17 protein-coding genes, 1 tRNA gene and 2 pseudogenes are annotated in these 17,434 nt (G+C 68.9%); 13 read left to right on the top strand and 7 right to left on the bottom strand.

Annotated features, from left to right (window positions below; translation table 11 throughout):
- Nucleotides 1–62: 62 nt before the first annotated feature.
- Nucleotides 63–147 (top strand) — tRNA-Leu (locus tag K9S39_RS34620).
- 652 nt (nucleotides 148–799) lie between these two features.
- On the opposite strand, the gene K9S39_RS34615 is transcribed toward K9S39_RS34620, so the two are convergent.
- The 5 genes and pseudogenes from K9S39_RS34615 to K9S39_RS43165 form a co-directional block, all read right to left on the bottom strand.
- On the bottom strand, nucleotides 800–988 hold the full coding sequence (locus K9S39_RS34615) for a hypothetical protein (RefSeq protein ID WP_248867251.1): 189 nt from the start codon (nucleotides 986–988) through the stop codon (nucleotides 800–802).
- A gap of 25 nt (nucleotides 989–1,013) precedes the next feature.
- The gene (locus tag K9S39_RS34610; protein ID WP_248867250.1) at nucleotides 1,014–3,017 is read right to left on the bottom strand and encodes a HelD family protein; all 2,004 of its coding nucleotides are present in this window, start codon (nucleotides 3,015–3,017) and stop codon (nucleotides 1,014–1,016) included.
- Nucleotides 3,018–3,113: 96 nt separating this feature from the next.
- A complete protein-coding gene (locus K9S39_RS34605; RefSeq protein WP_319949600.1) occupies nucleotides 3,114–3,269 on the bottom strand; it encodes a hypothetical protein in 156 nt (51 codons plus the stop codon).
- A 34-nt stretch (nucleotides 3,270–3,303) separates the two neighbouring features.
- Entirely contained in the window at nucleotides 3,304–4,989 is a 1,686-nt protein-coding gene (locus K9S39_RS34600; RefSeq protein ID WP_248862756.1) for a ribonuclease J, read from the bottom strand.
- Between the two features lie 231 nt (nucleotides 4,990–5,220).
- A pseudogene (locus K9S39_RS43165) lies at nucleotides 5,221–5,349 on the bottom strand (6-phosphofructokinase); the annotation flags it as partial.
- A gap of 315 nt (nucleotides 5,350–5,664) precedes the next feature.
- On the opposite strand from K9S39_RS43165, the gene K9S39_RS34590 reads away from it, so the two are divergent.
- The 6 genes from K9S39_RS34590 to K9S39_RS34565 all read left to right on the top strand — a co-directional run bounded on the left by K9S39_RS34590 (nucleotide 5,665) and on the right by K9S39_RS34565 (nucleotide 10,373).
- Nucleotides 5,665–6,108, top strand: coding sequence for a MerR family transcriptional regulator (locus tag K9S39_RS34590; RefSeq protein ID WP_248862757.1), 444 nt, complete (start codon nucleotides 5,665–5,667; stop codon nucleotides 6,106–6,108).
- Between the two features lie 38 nt (nucleotides 6,109–6,146).
- Nucleotides 6,147–7,745 carry a peptide chain release factor 3 gene (locus tag K9S39_RS34585; protein ID WP_248862758.1) on the top strand — a complete coding sequence of 533 codons (1,599 nt, stop codon included), beginning with the start codon at nucleotides 6,147–6,149 and terminating at the stop codon, nucleotides 7,743–7,745.
- Between the two features lie 146 nt (nucleotides 7,746–7,891).
- Nucleotides 7,892–8,701 (top strand): hypothetical protein, encoded by an 810-nt coding sequence (locus K9S39_RS34580; RefSeq protein WP_248867249.1) that lies wholly within the window; start codon nucleotides 7,892–7,894, stop codon nucleotides 8,699–8,701.
- Nucleotides 8,702–9,560: 859 nt separating this feature from the next.
- Entirely contained in the window at nucleotides 9,561–9,770 is a 210-nt protein-coding gene (locus K9S39_RS34575; RefSeq protein ID WP_248867248.1) for a hypothetical protein, read from the top strand.
- A gap of 19 nt (nucleotides 9,771–9,789) precedes the next feature.
- Nucleotides 9,790–10,029, top strand: coding sequence for a hypothetical protein (locus K9S39_RS34570; protein ID WP_248867247.1), 240 nt, complete (start codon nucleotides 9,790–9,792; stop codon nucleotides 10,027–10,029).
- Nucleotides 10,030–10,133: 104 nt separating this feature from the next.
- On the top strand, nucleotides 10,134–10,373 hold the full coding sequence (locus K9S39_RS34565; protein ID WP_248867246.1) for a hypothetical protein: 240 nt from the start codon (nucleotides 10,134–10,136) through the stop codon (nucleotides 10,371–10,373).
- A 49-nt stretch (nucleotides 10,374–10,422) separates the two neighbouring features.
- Here K9S39_RS34565 and K9S39_RS34560 read toward each other — a convergent pair whose 3' ends face one another.
- Nucleotides 10,423–10,824, bottom strand: a complete 402-nt coding sequence (locus K9S39_RS34560) for a MerR family transcriptional regulator (RefSeq protein ID WP_248867245.1) — start codon at nucleotides 10,822–10,824, stop codon at nucleotides 10,423–10,425.
- Between the two features lie 398 nt (nucleotides 10,825–11,222).
- On the opposite strand from K9S39_RS34560, the gene K9S39_RS34555 reads away from it, so the two are divergent.
- The 4 genes and pseudogenes from K9S39_RS34555 (at nucleotide 11,223) to K9S39_RS34540 (ending at nucleotide 15,130) form a co-directional block, all read left to right on the top strand.
- Nucleotides 11,223–12,725: a SulP family inorganic anion transporter gene (locus tag K9S39_RS34555; protein WP_248867244.1), complete on the top strand. Its 1,503-nt coding sequence runs from the start codon at nucleotides 11,223–11,225 to the stop codon at nucleotides 12,723–12,725.
- A 365-nt stretch (nucleotides 12,726–13,090) separates the two neighbouring features.
- Nucleotides 13,091–14,269, top strand: a complete 1,179-nt coding sequence (locus tag K9S39_RS34550) for an MFS transporter (protein WP_248867243.1) — start codon at nucleotides 13,091–13,093, stop codon at nucleotides 14,267–14,269.
- Between the two features lie 50 nt (nucleotides 14,270–14,319).
- Nucleotides 14,320–14,574, top strand: a pseudogene (locus tag K9S39_RS34545) (peptidoglycan bridge formation glycyltransferase FemA/FemB family protein); the annotation flags it as partial.
- A gap of 250 nt (nucleotides 14,575–14,824) precedes the next feature.
- Complete coding sequence (locus K9S39_RS34540; protein ID WP_248867242.1) at nucleotides 14,825–15,130, top strand: hypothetical protein; 306 nt, start codon at nucleotides 14,825–14,827, stop codon at nucleotides 15,128–15,130.
- A 148-nt stretch (nucleotides 15,131–15,278) separates the two neighbouring features.
- Here the strand turns inward: K9S39_RS34540 and K9S39_RS34535 are convergent, their stop codons facing one another.
- On the bottom strand, nucleotides 15,279–16,112 hold the full coding sequence (locus K9S39_RS34535) for an MFS transporter (protein WP_406708067.1): 834 nt from the start codon (nucleotides 16,110–16,112) through the stop codon (nucleotides 15,279–15,281).
- Between the two features lie 303 nt (nucleotides 16,113–16,415).
- Here K9S39_RS34535 and K9S39_RS34530 point away from each other — a divergent pair, with 303 nt between their 5' ends.
- Nucleotides 16,416–16,835 (top strand): HAD family hydrolase, encoded by a 420-nt coding sequence (locus K9S39_RS34530; protein WP_319949599.1) that lies wholly within the window; start codon nucleotides 16,416–16,418, stop codon nucleotides 16,833–16,835.
- Between the two features lie 134 nt (nucleotides 16,836–16,969).
- Nucleotides 16,970–17,416 carry an NUDIX hydrolase gene (locus tag K9S39_RS34525; RefSeq protein WP_248867240.1) on the top strand — a complete coding sequence of 149 codons (447 nt, stop codon included), beginning with the start codon at nucleotides 16,970–16,972 and terminating at the stop codon, nucleotides 17,414–17,416.
- Nucleotides 17,417–17,434 lie beyond the last annotated feature (18 nt).

Genomic DNA, 17,434 nt, shown 5'->3' with positions numbered 1-17,434 from the left:
CCCCTGAAGGTTTGCTATTGTTTTCCACGTCGGAACGGCCCAGCCGGGACGGCAGACACCTTGTCCGGGTGGCGGAATGGCAGACGCGCTAGCTTGAGGTGCTAGTGCCCTTTATCGGGCGTGGGGGTTCAAGTCCCCCCTCGGACACTCATGCCAAAAGCCTGGTCAGTGCGCTGACCAGGCTTTTGGCATGAGGAGTGGACCAGGTATTCGAAATGGGCGTGCGAACTCTCGGCGGAGTAGCGCGCTGACCTGGGGTTTCTCCCGAGTCGCGGCGTGGGGGTTCGTGTCGGGTTCATGTGAAGATCGTGTGCGTCCGGGACTTGCTTTCTCGCGGGGCAGGGCCCTGACCTGCACCTTTGTCAGCAGCTCGGGCGGCTCCTCCGGCACCACCATGGTCGCCTCGGGGCGCCGTCGCCCTGTGTTTACCACTGAAACCACCACGTTTCTCTAACGTTCTGGCAGCGATACCTCCAGGTCCAGGCCAGGATGCGGCGTAACGAAACCGGAGGCACGGCGCTGACCGCCACATGGGGGTTCTGCCAAGCCGGACCGTGTGCACACGGAATCCTGATGGTGCGCCGAGTGGAGCAGTTGTTCGGTGCTCACGGCCCGACCACCTGGAGTCTCCAGGCTGGGGTTCCCCACCGAGATGGGCCACAATTCCGGCGCCCTGGCCCCTCCGTCACCTCGGCGTGTACGACAGCCCAGCCCCTATGCTCCACGACGGCTTCGATGCGCATGAGCACCGGCCGGCCACCGTATAACTCCACGAAGATGTGCCAGTTGGCCCGGCGGTTCACGAGGTGGCAGCCCGCGGACCGACCGGTCCTGGGCGGACTTCGGCCCAGCTGGTCGCCGCCCCGGTCGCCGGGCCGCGCCCGCGGTCCGGGGGTGCGGTAGGGGCGACGGCCAGGTCAACGTGGCCGTCGCGGCCCGCTTCTGCCCCCAGGGGTTCGCCGAGCATCACCTGAGACGGGGTACGCATATGCCGGCGCTCCTCCTTGCCGGAGTCAGCCCACTGCAGCAGTCGCGAGATCGGGCATCTCCGCCGTCTGGGGGTCGACAACGCTGGGACGGCTTCCGGGCTCCTTGGTGAACTCCAAGAAGCGCGAGAGGGGCCCGGCGTGGGTCAGGTGGAGTTCGTGCATGGCCCTGGTGCAGGCGATGTAGAGCATGCACTTGTCCATCTCGTTGGCGTAGTTCGTGTGGTCCACGTCCGGGACGATCACGGCGTCGAATTCCAGTCCCTTGGCGATGTGCGCCGAGGTGATGACGGTGCCGGCGCTGAACTCCGTGCTCTCGTAGTCGAGGAAGGCCAGGTCTTCGCCCGCCGCCGACAGGATTCGGTACAGCCCCTCCGCCTGCGCGACCGTCTTGCAGACGATGCCGAGGGAGCGGTACTCGCTCTGCCGGTGCCGCTCGACCAGCTCCAGGCAGTCCGCCTCCGGGAAGATGTCGCGGATCACCGGCAGCGACGAGGAGCTGAGCGGGTTCACCGACTGGTTGGCGTCCCCGAGGATCGTCATCTTGCAGGAGAACAGCTCACGCAGCACCGCGTACTGGACGGGCGTGTAGTCCTGCATCTCGTCCACCAGGAGGTGCCGGATGCGACCGTAACCCTCCTGCCGGAACGTCTTGATCAGGGTGTAGACCAGCGGGAAGACATCCGCATACTCGATCTTCTTCCGGCCGAGCGGCTTGAACAGGCCCTTGCGCTCAGGGTCCTGGTAGAACGCCTTGTACAGGGCGAACGCGTCCTTGTGCGGGAACATGGCGCGCACCTGCTTGCGGATGCCGTTGTTGTCCGCCGCCGACCACCTGCCGCCCTTGTCCAGCACCTCCTGCCGCAGCCGGCTCGCGGCGCTCTCGGCGAGGAGCTCAAGGCGGGCGAAGACGGGCAGGCCCCGCGAGGCCGCGAAGGCGTCCGCGACCCATTCCTCCGACAGCCACTTGTTCCTCTGCTCGATCTGCCGCGGGGTGAAGTCCTCGTCCCCGCGCGCGTCGAGCCACTCGTCGAGCAGGGTGACGAACTCCGGCGTCGCCTTGAAGCGCATCCGCTCGGCCGCCGCGTCGTCCGCCCGGTCGAGCAGCTTGACCACCTGCTCGCTGAAGGTCTCGAACTCCGTCACCTTGGCGAGAAACCGGTGGGCGATCTTCTCGAAGTCGATCTCCGCGATCTGCTCCTCACCGAGCTCGGGAAGGACGTTGGCGATGTAGTCGCCGAAGACCTTGTTGGGGGAAAGGATCATGACGTTGTCGGACGACAGGGAGTCCTTGAAGCGGTAGAGCAGGAACGCCACCCGGTGCAGGGCGATCGACGTCTTCCCGGAGCCCGCCACGCCCTGAAGGATCAGCACCTTCGCCGTCTCGTTGCGGATCACCTCGTTCTGCTCGCGCTGAATCGTCGCGACGATGTTCTTCATCCTGTCGTCGGCGGACTGGCTCAGCTCCCGCTGCAGCACCTCGTCGCCGATGGTCAACGCGCTGTCGAACATGTACTCAAGGTGATCGTCCACGATCTTGTACTGGCGTTTGCCCGTGATCGTTCCATGGACGGTCCCGGTCGGGGCCTCGAAGTGCGCGGCACCCGACTCGAAGTCGTAGTAGAGGCTGGCGACCGGGGCTCGCCAGTCGTGGATCAGGATCTCCTGGGTCTCCGGGTCCGAGAAGTCATGGACGCCGATGTAGTGGCCCTTCCCCTCCCCGTCGTCCGCCCTGCGGAAGTCGACGCGCCCGAAATACGGCGATTCCAGCAGACGCTCAACATGCCGGCGCACCGTCACGACGCCGTCGCCCACACCGACGGAGGTGTTGACCTCGGTGCGCATGGCGGCCTTCTCGGCGAAGTCCATGTCACGCCAGTTCTCCCACATGAACTCCTTCTGCTCCTGGATGGTCTTGGCGGTCCGGTCGATGGAGGCACTGAGCCGCTCCAGCTCCCGCTTCAGCAGGCGCACCGTCTCGGCCAGGTACCGCTGCTCTTGTTCCTCGTCTCGCGTCTGCAGGTCCGTCAAGGCCCTCTCCGGTTCAGCTGTCCGCGTCGAATCTACTGTCACGTTAGAGTAGAGTAGACGCGCAACCTGGGCGGGTGCCGACGGTGAGCACCACGGTCAACAGCCCTTCGCCGTGAACAGGCTGGACATGAGGAACTCGTCGCCGAGTTTCGCTCCGTGCACGGTGCGGCACGTCACCGGGCCCCGGCGGCGCACGTTGAGGTCGCCCATGGGCGTCGGGCGCCAGTCGACCTCCTCGAAGCGTGCACTCATCCGTACGCCTTTCTCGGGCACCGTCGGGCGGGGGTCAGGCGTCGATGATGACGGGGATGATGAGGGGCTTGCGGCGGTGGGTCCGAAACGCCCAGGCCGCCACGGCGCGGGCGATGAGCTGTTCGAGCTGGTGCGCCTCGCCGACGCCTTCCTCGGCCGCGGCGGCCAGGGTCTTTTCGATCACGGGGATGGCCGGCTCGAAGGTGGTGTCGTCGTGGACGAATCCGCGCGCCAGGAAGTCGGGGGTCTCGGCGAGGGCGCCCGTGTCGGCGTCGACGATCGCCACGACCGTGACCACGCCTTCCTCCGCCAGCGTCAGTCGGTCCTTCAGGGACGCTTCGGTGGCGCCGCCGACCTCCATGCCGTCCACGTAGACGTAGCCGGCGGGCACCTTGCCGGTGATCGACGCGCGGCCGTCGACGAGGTCGACGACGACGCCGTCCTCGGCGATCACCACCCGGTCGGGGGCGACTCCGGTGCGGACGGCCAGATCGGCGTTGGCCCGCATGTGCTTCCACTCGCCGTGCACGGGCATGACGTTGCGGGGCTTGACGATGTTGTAGCAGTAGACGAGTTCGCCGGCGCTGGCATGCCCGGAGACGTGCACCTTGGCGTTGCCCTTGTGGACGACGTTCGCGCCCCACCTGGTCAGCCCGTTGATCACCCGGTAGATGGCGGTCTCGTTGCCCGGGATCAGGGAGCTGGCGAGCAGGACGGTGTCCCCCTTGCCGATACGGATCACATGGTCGCGGTTGGCCATACGGGACAGCGCGGCCATCGGCTCGCCCTGGGAACCCGTGCACACCAGCGTGATCTTGTTCTCCGGCAGCTTTTCGAGTTCCTTGACGCTGACCACCAGGCCGGGTGGAACGTTCAGATAGCCGAGGTCGCGGGCGATGCCCATGTTCCGGACCATGGAGCGGCCCACGAAGGCGACCTTGCGGCCGTGCTGGTGGGCGGCGTCCAGCACTTGCTGGATGCGGTGCACATGGCTGGCGAAACTGGAGACGATGACCCGTCGCGGGGCGGTGCGCAGGACCTGTTCGATCGCGGGGTTCAGCTCGCGTTCGGATGTGGTGAAGCCGGGCACCTCGGCGTTGGTGGAGTCGGTGAGGAACAGGTCGACGCCTTCCTCGCCGAGGCGGGCGAAGGCGCGCAGGTCGGTGATGCGGTCGTCCAGGGGGAACTGGTCCATCTTGAAGTCACCGGTGTGCAGCACCATCCCGGCACCGGTGCGGATGGCGACCGCGAGACCGTCCGGGATGGAGTGATTGACCGCCACGAACTCGCAGTCGAAGGGCCCGAACCCGCGCCGGTCCCCTTCGCGTACCCGTGCCGTACGCGGCTTGATGCCGTGCTCCTTGAGCTTGGCCTCCAAGAACGCCAGCGTCAGCTTCGAGCCGACGACGGGGATGTCGGCCCGCTCACGCAACAGGTACGGCACCCCGCCGATGTGGTCTTCGTGACCATGGGTCAGCACCACGGCCACGACATCGTCCAGCCGCTTCCGGATCGAGGTGAAGTCGGGCAGGATCACGTCCACGCCGGGCTGATTCTCCTCGGGGAACAGCACCCCGCAGTCGACGATCAGCAGCTTGCCGGCGTGCTCGAAGACGGTCATGTTGCGGCCGATCTCACCCAGGCCACCAAGGGCGACGACCCTCAACCCTCCGACGGGCAGCGGCGGGGCGGCTTTCAGCTCTGGATGCGGATGACTCATACCCTGACGCTACCGAAGAGTGTCGAAGTGATCCACTGCTTGCACAACCAGCCGGCTCAACGCTGCGCAGCCGAGGCGCTGCTCCGGCTCGACGGAGAGCTGCCGGGCGATGCCCGTTCGCCGCTCGTGGCCGTAGATGTCCGTGCCACCCTGAAGGCCAGGGTGGCCGCGCGGGGCTTGACGCCCTTCACGGCGATCGCGACGGTGCGAGCTCGACGACCGTGCCGATCCAAAGGTGACATCGGTCGCGGTGATGTCGTTGTCGGTGATCTTCGGCACGCCGACGATCGGCAGCCCCGCGCCGGAGAATAGCCGGGGCGCCTTCAGCCTGCCCTCGCCCCCGGTCGGGATGATCGCGTCCGGAGCGGATGACGGCGTTCGAGCCGGGGCAGTCGCCGCCAGAAGTGGGCACACCAAGACCGAATGCCGGTGCCGGCGGCTCGGCGGTACGGACTGCTGATCGGTATCGGGCGGTCGGCGGCGCAGCGGGTCCCGCCCGTGTGATGGTCTGGGGGCGGCGCCGCCCCTCGGGGGACGACGGGGCGGCGCCGCCTGACGACGACGGCGGCCTCTGTCGGAGCCGCCCTCGTTGCAGCGATTGTCAACCTACCCTAACGTCACGGTAGATTTGTAGTCGGCAAGGGTGCCGGGCGAGCGACGCGAGGCGGTGGAGCCGTGGGCGGAAGGCTGATGCAGATCGGCGAGGTGTCCGAGCGCACGGGGCTGTCCCTGCGCACGATCCGCCACTACGAGGATGTCGGTGTGGTGGCCCCCAGTGAACGCAGCATGGGCGGCTTCCGGCTCTATACGGAGGCGGAGGTGCGACGGCTGGCGCTGGTGCGCAGGATGCGTCCGCTCGGCTTCTGTCTGGAGGACGTGCGGGCGCTGCTGGACGTCCTGGAGCAGCTGCCCGACGCGGGCGGACCGTTGCCGGAGACCGATGAGCAGGCGTACGAGGAGCTGGTGACGAGGTTGCGGAAGTACTGGGTGCAGGCCGATGCGCGGTGTGAGGACCTGCGCCGGGAGCTGGGGGCGGCCGAGGAGTTCGCCCGTTCCCTGCACGGACATCTGGCCCAGCTGCTGGATGCCCCCGTCGTGGTCTCGAAGGCGGCACGGTGAACGCCACGGGCATTGGGGGCTCCCCTGCTCGAACGGAGTTGAGAGCTTGGGGACGGGCGGCGAGCGAGGCGGCCCGACGGCGCACCTTCGCCGTGATCAGCCACCCGGACGCGGGCAAGTCCACACTCACCGAGGCCCTGGCTCTGCACGCGCACGCGATCACGTCGGCGGGCGCGGTGCACGGCAAGTCCGGGCGGCGCGGGGTGTCCTCGGACTGGATGGAGATGGAGAAGGCCCGCGGCATCTCCGTCACCTCCGCTGTCCTGCAGTTCGCCCACCGTGGCTGCGTGCTCAATCTGCTGGACACCCCCGGTCACGCCGACTTCTCCGAGGACACCTACCGGGTGCTGGCGGCGGTGGACTGCGCGGTCATGCTCATCGACGCCGCCAAGGGCCTGGAGGAGCAGACCCGCAAGCTCTTCGACGTCTGCCGGCATCGCGGCATCCCGGTGATCACGTTCGTCAACAAGTGGGACCGTCCGGGGCGCGAGGCGCTGGAGCTGCTGGACGAGATCGAGCGGGAGTTCCGCCTCAAGCCCGCTCCGGTCACCTGGCCGGTCGGCAGCGCCGGATATCTGCGCGGCCTGGTCGACGTGAACTCACCCGGCCGGATGCTGCGCTACACCCGCGCCCCCGGCGGCACACACGAGGCGGTCGAGGAGCCGATCCCGGCCGAGCAGGCCGCCTTCGAGGAAGGAGCCGACTGGGAGCAGGCCACCGAGGAACTCCAGCTGCTGCAGGCCGACGGGGCCGAGTTCGACCGCGCCTCGTTCCTCGCCGGCACCTCCACCCCGGTCTTCTTCGGCGCGGCGATCTCCAACATCGGCGTACGACTGCTGCTGGACGCCGTCGTCGACCTCGCCCCACCGCCGGGTGCGCGCGAAGTGGAGGGCGGCGGCAGCCGCCCGGTCGACGCGCCCTTCTCCGGCCTGGTGTTCAAGGTGCAGGCGAACATGGACCCCTCCCACCGCGACCGGATCGCGTTCCTGCGCGTGTGCTCGGGCGTCTTCGAACGCGGCGCGACCGTCACCCGCGCCGCCTCCGGCAAGCCGTTCGCCACCAAGTACGCACACAGCGTCTTCGGGCAGGACCGCTCCATGGTCGACACCGCCTACCCCGGGGATGTGGTCGGCCTGGTCAACGCCACCGCCCTGCGCGTCGGCGACACCCTCTACGACGGAAAGCCGGCCCTCTTCCCGCCCATGCCCACCTTCGCGCCCGAGCACTTCGCCGTCGTACGCCCGGTCGACATCGGCCGCTCCAAACAGTTCCGGCGCGGCATCGCCCAGCTGGACGAGGAGGGCGTGGTGCAGGTCCTGGTGTCCGACGTCCGCGGGGACCAGGCGCCGGTGCTCGCCGCGGTGGGACCGATGCAGTTCGATGTCGTCTCCGCGCGGATGGCGGGCGAATTCTCCGCCCCCGTACGACTGGAGACCCTTCCGTACCGCCTGGCACGGGCCACCGACGCGGCCGGGGCCGAAGCCCTCAACCGCTCCCGGCTCGTCAGGGGCGAGGCGCTGACCCGCATCCGCGACAAGGCGCTCCTCGCGCTGTTCCCGGACCGCTGGCAGACCAACTCCTTCGAGCGGGAATTCCCCGACGCCCGCCTCGAACCACTCCTCGCCGCACACGAATAGGGGCCGCACACGAATAGGGCAGGCCGCGCAAGGCCGAGCGGCGACCGCCACGGAGCCACCCGGAGCCTCCTCTAACGTTAGGGTAGACTTGAGTGGCTCGCTCAGTCGGATGAGGCTCGGACAAGGCAGCCGGGAGGGAAGGGCCCATGACGGGTGTGGCGCAGTGTCCGTCGTGCGGGGAGGGGGAGGAGCTGCGCGGAGAGCCCTGCGAGGGCGACATCCGGGTCACCTGCCTGTCGTGCGGCGCCCAGTGGATGCGGGGCGCTCCCCGCTGTGCGGGCTGCGGCGGCCAGGACATCATGGAACGGCCGCAGGCGATGACCCGCCACTCGCGCGGCACCCAGCTGTCCATCATCGGCTGGCGCGAGGTACCGCTGTGCCGCACCTGCGACGCCGAGGCCCTGGAGACCTCCATCGCCCAGAACACACCGGTCCCCGGCGACTACGTCTCCATCTGCCTCTACGGACGCGGCGAGCGGCCCACGGTGCAGCCCAAGCCGCATCCGGCACCCACCACCACACCGCCCCCGCAGCCCGCCGCACCACCCGCCCCGACACCGCCCCCGGCACCGAAACCGCCCAAGCGCCCTGCGCAGCCCACCACCCCGCCCACGCAGCCCCGGGCGGCGCGCAGCCGCCCCCGCCCGGCCCCCTCCGCCGTGCCCACCGTGCGGCAGGCGATCGCCGCCTTCCTCGCCGAAGCCTCCGGCGAGGTCGACCACACCGCCATGCTGCTGCTCGGCACCCACCTCGGCTCCTACAACCGGCTCGGCGTCCTGGACGCACCCGACGCCGCCGACGCACTGGCCGCCTGGTGCGACGGACACTGGAACGACCGCGACAGCGCAGGCGCGCAGCGCGCCCTGGACACCATCCTGCGGGCCGTCGACTTCTGGGGCGCCCGCGGCTGGCTCACCTCCGACCCCGCCGCGAAACTCCGCCGAACGGGCGACTGAGACAGCAAGGGAGGCGGCCCCGGCCATCGTCGGGTGGAGGACCTACCGGGGCCGCCGCGCCGACGAACCTGTCCAGTGGATCGACCGACACAGAAAATAACTCTAGGGCAACGTAAGGGTCTGAATTCCAACAGCCTTGCTCAGGGCGGAATTCACAAGTTGCCAACTCTCGCGCTAGGTTAGGGATGCGAGGTCGGGAGAGCTGCCAGGCGTCCCGCCCCGGGCCACCTGGGCGGCGCGTTGCGGCACACCCGGGGCGGTCACGTCGCCGCCGCCCGCGAGACCGGCGTCCTGCCCTGACCCCGTTCCGGTCTCGCGGGCCCCTCTTCCAACTCTGCAGAAGCGCGGCCTCGCCGTCCCTCCGAGTCGGGGCACCCGCTTTCTGTGCGCGCCCCGCTGCGCCTGGAGCCGATGCCCGGCCGCCTGCACCTGCTCCACCCCTGAAACGAGGCAACAGGCGACGACCGAGAGGCGCGGCCCCGGCCCGACCGGAGAACGCACCGGGACCGCCGCGTCGACGCCTCACCGGTCCACTCCACTGCGCCGACGGCCCCCAGCCTATCCTCACGTGGCGTGAGAGTGCCTAGCCGGAGAGGGTTCCGCTGCGACTTACCAGCACGTGAGAGTGCAGGGGTGTTGGTCACGGAAAGCGAGACTTGCATTCCCACTCTACCCTTGCGTTAGAGTAACGTTGCTCGCCGACCTGGTCGGCCTGCTTCCAAGCCGTTCCCGGGCACCGGCGGATCCATTCCCTCGCCACCGCCCGGGGCCGGTGAAGGAGCCGCCCGTCGGGGCTGCCGTGACCTTCGCCCGCGCAGCCAACCGTTCAGGCGCGCACTCGCCAACTGGGAGTCTTTTCATGACTGATGACGTCACCCGTAGGGAAATCGCCGACCACCTGTCCCCGCTCTTCGCGAACAGCGCGTTGAGCACACACGATCTGCTCCTCGGGGCGTCCGGCGCCCGCCCCGAGGTCCGCAAGGTGCTCGAACAGCTGCCGCCCGACCGCCGCTACACGGAACTGCGGCAGGTCTGGGAGGACCTCCCCGCGATCCCCGTCGGACTCTGAGCGGCACGGAGCACAGGCAATGGCCCTCTTCATGCTGCAACTCGCTCACGGCGAGGACGCCGTGCTGGAGGCGGACGCCCTCGGGCGCACGGCGTCCGGCGAGATCGTGCTGGAACGCACCGATCAGCAAGGCAAGTCCGAGCGGGTGCAGACGTATCGGGCGGATGTGGTGACGGCCGTCTTCCGGCGCGGCCCCGCCGACGGCGGCGGCTATCACTGGATTCCACAGCCGCCCGATGGCACCTGGTGGTGCTACTGAAGCAGCCCTCTGCCCGTCGGGGCAGGATGCGTCGCACAACCAGAGACAGCCCACGCCAAGATCACGACCAGGGGCAGCCCACGCCAAGAAGGATGAGAACGCCGATGGGAACGTTCATGGTGAAACTGACCGACGGCTCCGAGATGATCCTCACCGCCGGGCGAGCCACCCGCACCGACGAGGGGGACGTGGCCTTCGAGGACGTGGACGCCCGCGGCAATTGGTCCCGCATCTGCCTCATCAAAGCCCACCGACTCGACAGCGCCCACGTGCGCACGATCGGCGAGGACGGCATCACACGATGGGCGCGGCAAAGCGACTCGGGCCGCTGGTGGGCCTACTGAAGGGGGCGCCCACCCACGGAGGGCCAGGATCGCTCCTCCCCCTCCGTCGTCAGCTCTCTGTGCCGAGCCGACGGCGGAGGGTGGCGGCGAAGTCCTCGGCGGCCATCAGCTGGGCGCGCAGCGTCTCGCAGCGCGCGTCGGCCACCTTGCGATAGGAGTCGAGACGCTCGCGCAGCCGCTCCCGCTCCTCTCCCGTGGGCGGGTCGTCGGTGGCGGCGATGCGGTCTGTGATCTCCAGCAGGTCCCGCGTCTCCTCCAGCGAGAAGTCCAGCGGCTTCATGCGCCGAATGACCATCAAACGCTCGACGTCGGCTTCGGTGTAGAGGCGGAAGCCGCCCTTGCTCCGCGCGGACGGGGCCACAAGGCCGACTTCCTCGTAGTGGCGGATCGTACGCAGCGACAAACCGGTCCGCTCGGCAACTTCCCCGATCTGCATCTGCCGCTCACCCATCGTCGCGCCTTCTCCTTCTGCGTTCCGCCGCATGTCCACCAGTCGAAGTGCTCCAGCATACGTGTCTGGAATCACATGATCCGTGGGCTTCTTTACCTGCATTTCACAAGCCGCAGGTCGCACCCTGCCTTCACGTCAGGGTAGAGTCTTTGACGAGGGCAGCCACACTGTAAAGGCGCAGCCAGGGCCGCCCCCGCCAATGCGGGCCCCGACGGGGCTTGCAGGCGCCCGCAGACTTCCGGGTAATGATGCCCGACCGGCAGCCGCAGTGGCTGCCACTCCCACCGGCAGGGCCCCCGTTGAGGCCGGGCCGCCGGGGATTCCACCCCCTTGTGGAGTCGAGTACGACGCGCGTGCATCCCGCAGGTGGATGCGTGTGCCCGAACAGAAACGGTTGCATGTCTTCACCGCTGTCCGCTGTCCCCAAGCTGCGCATGTCCAAGCCCGACTGGCTCGCCTCTCCCAAGGTCTTCCGTACCGAGGTGCTGGCCGGCCTGGTGGTGGCCCTGGCACTGATCCCCGAGGCCATCTCCTTCTCGATCATCGCCGGCGTGGACCCGGCCATCGGCCTCTTCGCGTCCTTCACCATGGCCGTGGTGATATCCGTGGTGGGCGGTCGCAAGGCCATGATCTCCGCCGCCACCGGCGCGATGGCCCTGGTCATCGCCCCTCTCAACCATGAGTACGGGCTCGGCTACCTCATCGCCGCCGTCATCCTCGGCGGCCTCATCCAGGTCGCACTCGGTGCGCTGGGCGTGGCCAAATTGATGCGGTTCGTGCCCCGGTCGGTGATGGTCGGCTTCGTCAACGCCCTCGCCATCCTGATCTTCATGGCCCAGGTGCCCGAGATGCACGACGTTCCCTGGCCCGTCTACCCGCTGATCATCGGCGGTCTGGCACTGATGGTGTTCTTCCCGAAGATCACCAAGGCCGTGCCGGCCCCGCTGGTCTCCATCGTCATCCTGACCGTCATCACCGTGGCCGCCGGGATCGCCGTGCCGACCGTGGGCGACAAGGGCAAGCTGCCCTCCTCGCTGCCGGTCCCGGGCCTGCCCGACGTGCCCTTCACCCTCGACACCCTGACCACCATCGCCCCGTACGCCTTCGCCTTCGCGCTGGTCGGGCTGATGGAGTCGCTGATGACCGCCAAGCTGGTCGACGACATCACCGACACCCACTCCAACAAGACCCGTGAGTCGATCGGCCAGGGCGTCGCCAACATCGTCACCGGCTTCTTCGGCGGCATGGGCGGCTGCGCCATGATCGGCCAGACGATGATCAACGTGAAGACCGCCGGTGCCCGCACCCGGCTCTCTACCTTCCTCGCCGGTGTCTTCCTGATCATCCTCGTCGTGGTGTTCGGTCCGGTCGTCTCCGACATCCCGATGGCCGCGCTGGTCGCCGTGATGATCCTGGTCTCGGTCGGCACCTTCGACTGGCACTCCATCCAGCCGAAGACGCTGAAGCGGATGCCCATCGGCGAGACCACCGTCATGGTCCTCACTGTCGCCTGCGTGGTCGCCACCCACAACCTCGCCATCGGCGTCGTCGTCGGCTGCATCGTGGCGATGGTCATCTTCGCCAAGCGCGTCGCCCACCTCGCCAACGTCTCGGGCGTCCTCGACCCCGACGGCAACCAGGTCGTCTACGCGGTCACCGGCGAGCTGTTCTTCGCCTCGTCCAACGACCTCGTCTACCAGTTCAACTACAAGGACGACCCGGACGACGTCGTCATCGACCTGACCGACGCCCACATCTGGGATGCCTCCTCCGTCGCGGCCCTGGACGCGATAGAGACGAAGTACAAGGAACGCGGCAAGAAGGTCACGATCATCGGCCTCAACGAGCCCAGCGCCGAGATGCACGACAAGCTCGCCGGCCAGCTCACCGCCGGCCACTGACAGACCGGCCGCCCCTTACCGCCGACCACGGATGGCGGGAAGGGGCGGTCTTCAGCGCGCGGGCCGGGCCCGGGGATCATGCCCTGACAAGCCCCCTCCCCGCCCGCGCGCTTCCCGCAGCCCTCTTGAGGGTGGGCGGTCTTCAGCGCGCGGGCCGAGTTCGGGACAATGCCCTGACGAGCCCGGAGTCCGGCCGCGCCACCTGCCCCGCTGGGACGACGGGGCATTCGGTAGGAGGAACACTGAGCCGGCACGCGAAGACCACTCCCGCTGCCAACACTCCACACCCGCCGCCCGTCGCGCACGCCACCGGCCGACGTTTCCACGGCTGGCGCATCGTTGCCTACAGCGCACTGGCCACGGCGATGACGGCGCCGGGCCAGACCACCGGTGTCTCGGTCTTCATCGACCCGCTCATCGCGGACCTCGGCATCAACCGCACTCAGGTCTCCACCGCGTATCTCGTCGGCACGCTCGTCGGCGCCTGCGCGATGCCTCTCGTCGGCCGCGCCATCGACCGCTACGGCCCCCGACGGGTGATCGCCGCCATAGGCGCCGTCTTCGGCGCGATCCTGCTCGCCCTGTCCTTCGTGACCGGCGTCGTCGGCCTGACCGCCGGGTTCATCGGCATCCGTATGGCCGGACAGGGAGCACTGTCCCTGGTCGCCACTACCACGGTCGCCTACTGGTTCGACAAGCGCCGCGGCCTGGCCCTCGGTATCACCAGCGCCATCGGCACCGCCGGAATCTCCCTCGCCCCGGTCCTCATCGAACGCCTGGTCTCCGACTACGGCTGGCGCCAGGCATGGGCGATCGAAGGCATCGCCGTCTGGCTGATCGTCATCCCCCTCGCCCTGTTCGGCATCCGCAACCGGCCCGCCGACCTCGGCCAGCACGTCGACGGCGTCACCCCCACTGACGGCGCCCCCACCGACGCCCCACTCACCGGCTGGCCCCTGCGCAAGGCACTGCGCACCGGAGCCTTCTGGGCGGTAGCCGCCTGCCTTGCCGCCAGCAGCATGCTCACCACCGGCCTGAACTTCCACCAGATAGCCCTGCTTGGCGAACGCGGACTCACCCCGGCCGAGGCCGCCGCCAACTTCCTGCCGCAGACCGCGGCGGCCCTGCTGGCCACCCTCGCCGCAGGCGCCCTCATCGACCGACTGCCGCCCAAGGTCATCCTGCTGGTCGCCATGACCGTTCTGGCCTGCGGCGTACTCTCCGCCCGGCTCGTCACACCCGGCTGGGCGGCCATCGGATACGGCGTGCTCCTCGGCACCTCCAACGGCCTGCTCCGCGCCGTCGAATCCGCCACCTACCCCCGCTACTTCGGCACCGCCCACCTCGGCGCCATCCGCGGCAGCGCCCACACCATCACCATCGCCGCCAGCGCCTTCGGCCCTCTCGCGGTCTCAATGGGCCACGACCTCACCGGACACTACGGCCCTGCGCTGACCGCCCTCGCGGCACTCCCCGCAGCAGCAGCCCTCGCTGTCCTGATGACCCGTGAGCCCCGCCCCGCCGCTTCCGGCCCAACAGGCTGAGTCCAGGCGGGTGGACAACGCCGCCCGAGGAAATTGCCGTCCGCGACCGGACCAGCCGCAGCCGCGAAGTCCAGCCCAGCAACGCCATCCAGTGGAGAATGATGAACGACGCCCACGAGCTGGGCGCACACGTCTACGACCTGCGGGGCATCACCGACACCCTCGACGAGAGCAACCACCTGCTCGGCCTGCTCCGCTTCAAGGCGGGCACCGGCGGACAGGCAGCCGAATACCTCGGCGAATGGGACTTCCCGCTCAACACATTCCTGCACAAGGCACTCGGCCTCTACATGACTCGGCGCTGAATGAACCCGCTTGACCGCCCCCTGCGTGCGGCGCAGGCCACATGAGGACGCGATCCGTCACCACTTCATTGGCCGGGGCCACGGATCTGGAAGGTCAGCCCTTCGGGACTGCTGATCCTCACGATGCGGTGCGCGGCCCCTTCGGACCAGGTCACGCGGTCGTGGCCGAGCTCGCCGGCGAGGCTGATGCCCCGGTCCAGATCAACGACACGGACAACTGGTGGTACCCACCGCAAGTACGGCGCGGCAAGTGGTCAAGGCAGGCGCACAGGATGGCCATGGCGGCGTCCGCGGTGGCCTGCTGATCACCCCCATCACCACGGTCACCTCCGGCATCAGCGAGCGGGACGCCGGCGCGGCGTCGGGGCTGATGAACACCACCCGGCAGATCGGCGGCGCCGTCGGCCTGGCCGCCCTGGTCACCGTCGCCGCGACTACAGCCGGCACGGCCGCCTCCTACCGGGCGGTGTTCGTGGCCATCGCGGTCGTCTGCACGGCCGCCTTCACACTGCCCGCCCCGCACCACCGAGAGGCAGCCGACGCACCGGGAAAGTGAGCGCGAGTGCGTCCCCTCATTCACGGAGTGCCGCGCCATCAGGCGCCACGTCACGCCTGTTCGCCGACCGGAGCCTCGCGCGGACCGTCCTTGCCCTGCTCCGCTGCGTCACTCGGCGCATCCGGCTCCCGCAGCCGAAACAGCACGGTCAGGATTCCCCGGTGCCAGTGGCGGCGACCAGGGCGCCGGTGGCGATCGACGTGGCGTCGATCAGCGGCCCGAACACCAAGGGCGAGGCGAACTGCCCACCGAACAGCGCGGTGGCCTGCAACGAGGTTGCGGTGCCTCGCTTTTCGGCGGGCGCCGCACGATCGACCAGGACGGTCAGCGTGGGCATCGTGATGCCGCTGCCGATCCCGGTCAGCACCGGCACGAGCGGCAATACCGCCCAGTGCCCGGCAACAGCGAACAGCAACAGCGCAGCCGTCCACGCTCCGGCCGCGATCCGCATCAACGTCACATGGCCACATCGGGCCGTGAGCTTGGCGTAGGTGAGGCCGATCAGGCTGGCGGCACCGGAGGACAGCACAGTGCCGTACAGCGCGACGATGAGGGTGTCGTGGATGCCGAGCTGATCCAGGCGGCGCGGCAGCGAGACCGCCAGCACCATCATCAGCCCAGCAGTCGTCACCCACAGCCCGCATAAGGCCAGTACGAGGGGATGCTCGCGCAGCAGCCGCACCGCACCGCCCCGAGCCCCGTTGGGTTGGCGGCTGTTCTCGCTTGCCGGGGTGGCCTGGGGGAGGGCGAGCAGGGTGGCGGCGCCCAGCGGCAGGCCGATGAGGTAGATGACGAACGGTGCGCGCCATGAGTGGTTGCCCAGCGCGCCGGCAGCGAGCGGGTAGGCGAAGCCGCCCGCGGTGGTGGCCGCGATGCGCCAGCCCATCACCTTGTCCCGCATCTCACCCCGGTACAGACCTCGTTCACGTTCGGAGCAAGCGGCACCAGCCGACTTCGCCCCTCGACGGCAACCGTGGCGCAAATGCTCAGGTCAGCGCCGTGCGCACGACCAGCCATGTTCTGTGGCTCCTGCCTAAGCTTCGAACCGGTGGCTACGGCAATCGCAATTCGCCCCGCATCACCGGCATGTGCGTATGGTGCGTGTTGTCCCCCCTCGGACACCAGGAAGGCCCTCGCGAAGACCTCGCGGGGGCCTCTTTCGTGTCTGCGCGCCGCCTCCCGGCGCCGTTCCGTGCTCCCGCCACCGCCCCATATTTGCGATGCGCCCCAGCGCTGCCCCTGCGTAGGGTGCGCGTGGTTTTACGGAGTGCGAGAGGGGCGGCGGGTGCTGATCTTCGATGCTGACGACACGTTGTGGGAGAACAACGTGATCTTCGAGCGGGTCATCGACGAGTTTCTGGAGTGGATGACGCGTCCCGGGCTCGACCGGGGCGGGGTACGGGCCGTGCTCGACGAGATCGAGGCGGCGAATGCCGTGACGCACGGGTATGGCAGCAAGGTGTTTCTGCGCAGCCTCGGGGAGTGTGTCGCGCGGCTGCGGGGGCGGACGGTGACGGCCGAGGAGTCCGCGCGCATCTCCCGGTGGGCGGCGGCGTTCGACGGGCACCGGGTGGAGCTGATTCCCGGGGTGGCGGAGACGCTGGCCGAGCTGGCCCGGCGGCATGCATTGCTGCTGCTGACCAAGGGCGACACGGAGGAGCAGGAGCGGAAGGTGACGGCGTCGGGGCTGACGCGGCACTTCTGAGATGAGTGGGTGGCTGAGATGAGTGGGGTGGTGGAGATGGCTGGGGCGGTGGAGATGGCTGGGGCCTCTATGCACGTGGCCAGTCCGACCCCGGTAGCGGAGATGGCTGAGATGGTTGGGAAGGGTGTGTGGGGATGAGGCCACAGGTGTCCTGTGTGTTCGTGTGCCATGACGGGGACGGGCGGGTGCTGCTGGCGCGGCGGAGCGCGGGGGCCCGGGACGAGCCCGGGACCTGGGACTGCGGCGCCGGGGCTCTGGAGTTCGGCGAGACGTTTGAGGCGGCTGTGATGCGAGAGGTGCGCGAGGAGTACGGGGTGCGGCCGCTCGACATCGAGCGGATCGGGGTGCGCAATGTGCTGCGCGGCGATCCGGTCGTCTCGCACTGGGTCGCGCTGGTCTTCGCCGTACGGGTGGCGCCGGACGCGGTGGCGATCGGCGAGCCACACAAGTTCGACGCGCTGGAATGGTTCGCGCCCGACGCGCTGCCGTCGCCGCTGCATTCGCAGTGCGGGGAGAGTCTGGCGCTGTTCGCGGCGGCAGGGGTGGAGCAAGGGCCGGGTCGGGGGCGGGTTGGGGCGTGAGTCGTGGGGTGGGTTGAG

The organism is Streptomyces halobius (genome assembly GCF_023277745.1).
Classification (GTDB): domain Bacteria; phylum Actinomycetota; class Actinomycetes; order Streptomycetales; family Streptomycetaceae; genus Streptomyces; species Streptomyces halobius.
Note: the sequence above shows the minus strand (reverse complement) of the source record. Positions and strands in the feature narration are given on the sequence as shown.

Excerpts from the sequence above, each read along its gene's own strand:
- K9S39_RS34615 (WP_248867251.1), bottom strand. The coding sequence starts at position 988 with ATGCGTACCCCGTCTCAGGTGATGCTCGGCGAACCCCTGGGGGCAGAA.
- K9S39_RS34605 (WP_319949600.1), bottom strand. The coding sequence starts at position 3,269 with ATGAGTGCACGCTTCGAGGAGGTCGACTGGCGCCCGACGCCCATGGGC.
- K9S39_RS34600 (WP_248862756.1), bottom strand. The coding sequence starts at position 4,989 with ATGAGTCATCCGCATCCAGAGCTGAAAGCCGCCCCGCCGCTGCCCGTC.
- K9S39_RS34580 (WP_248867249.1), top strand. The coding sequence starts at position 7,892 with ATGACGGGTGTGGCGCAGTGTCCGTCGTGCGGGGAGGGGGAGGAGCTG.
- K9S39_RS34575 (WP_248867248.1), top strand. The coding sequence starts at position 9,561 with ATGACTGATGACGTCACCCGTAGGGAAATCGCCGACCACCTGTCCCCG.
- K9S39_RS34570 (WP_248867247.1), top strand. The coding sequence starts at position 9,790 with ATGGCCCTCTTCATGCTGCAACTCGCTCACGGCGAGGACGCCGTGCTG.
- K9S39_RS34565 (WP_248867246.1), top strand. The coding sequence starts at position 10,134 with ATGGGAACGTTCATGGTGAAACTGACCGACGGCTCCGAGATGATCCTC.
- K9S39_RS34560 (WP_248867245.1), bottom strand. The coding sequence starts at position 10,824 with ATGGGTGAGCGGCAGATGCAGATCGGGGAAGTTGCCGAGCGGACCGGT.
- K9S39_RS34555 (WP_248867244.1), top strand. The coding sequence starts at position 11,223 with ATGTCTTCACCGCTGTCCGCTGTCCCCAAGCTGCGCATGTCCAAGCCC.
- K9S39_RS34550 (WP_248867243.1), top strand. The coding sequence starts at position 13,091 with ATGACGGCGCCGGGCCAGACCACCGGTGTCTCGGTCTTCATCGACCCG.
- K9S39_RS34525 (WP_248867240.1), top strand. The coding sequence starts at position 16,970 with ATGAGGCCACAGGTGTCCTGTGTGTTCGTGTGCCATGACGGGGACGGG.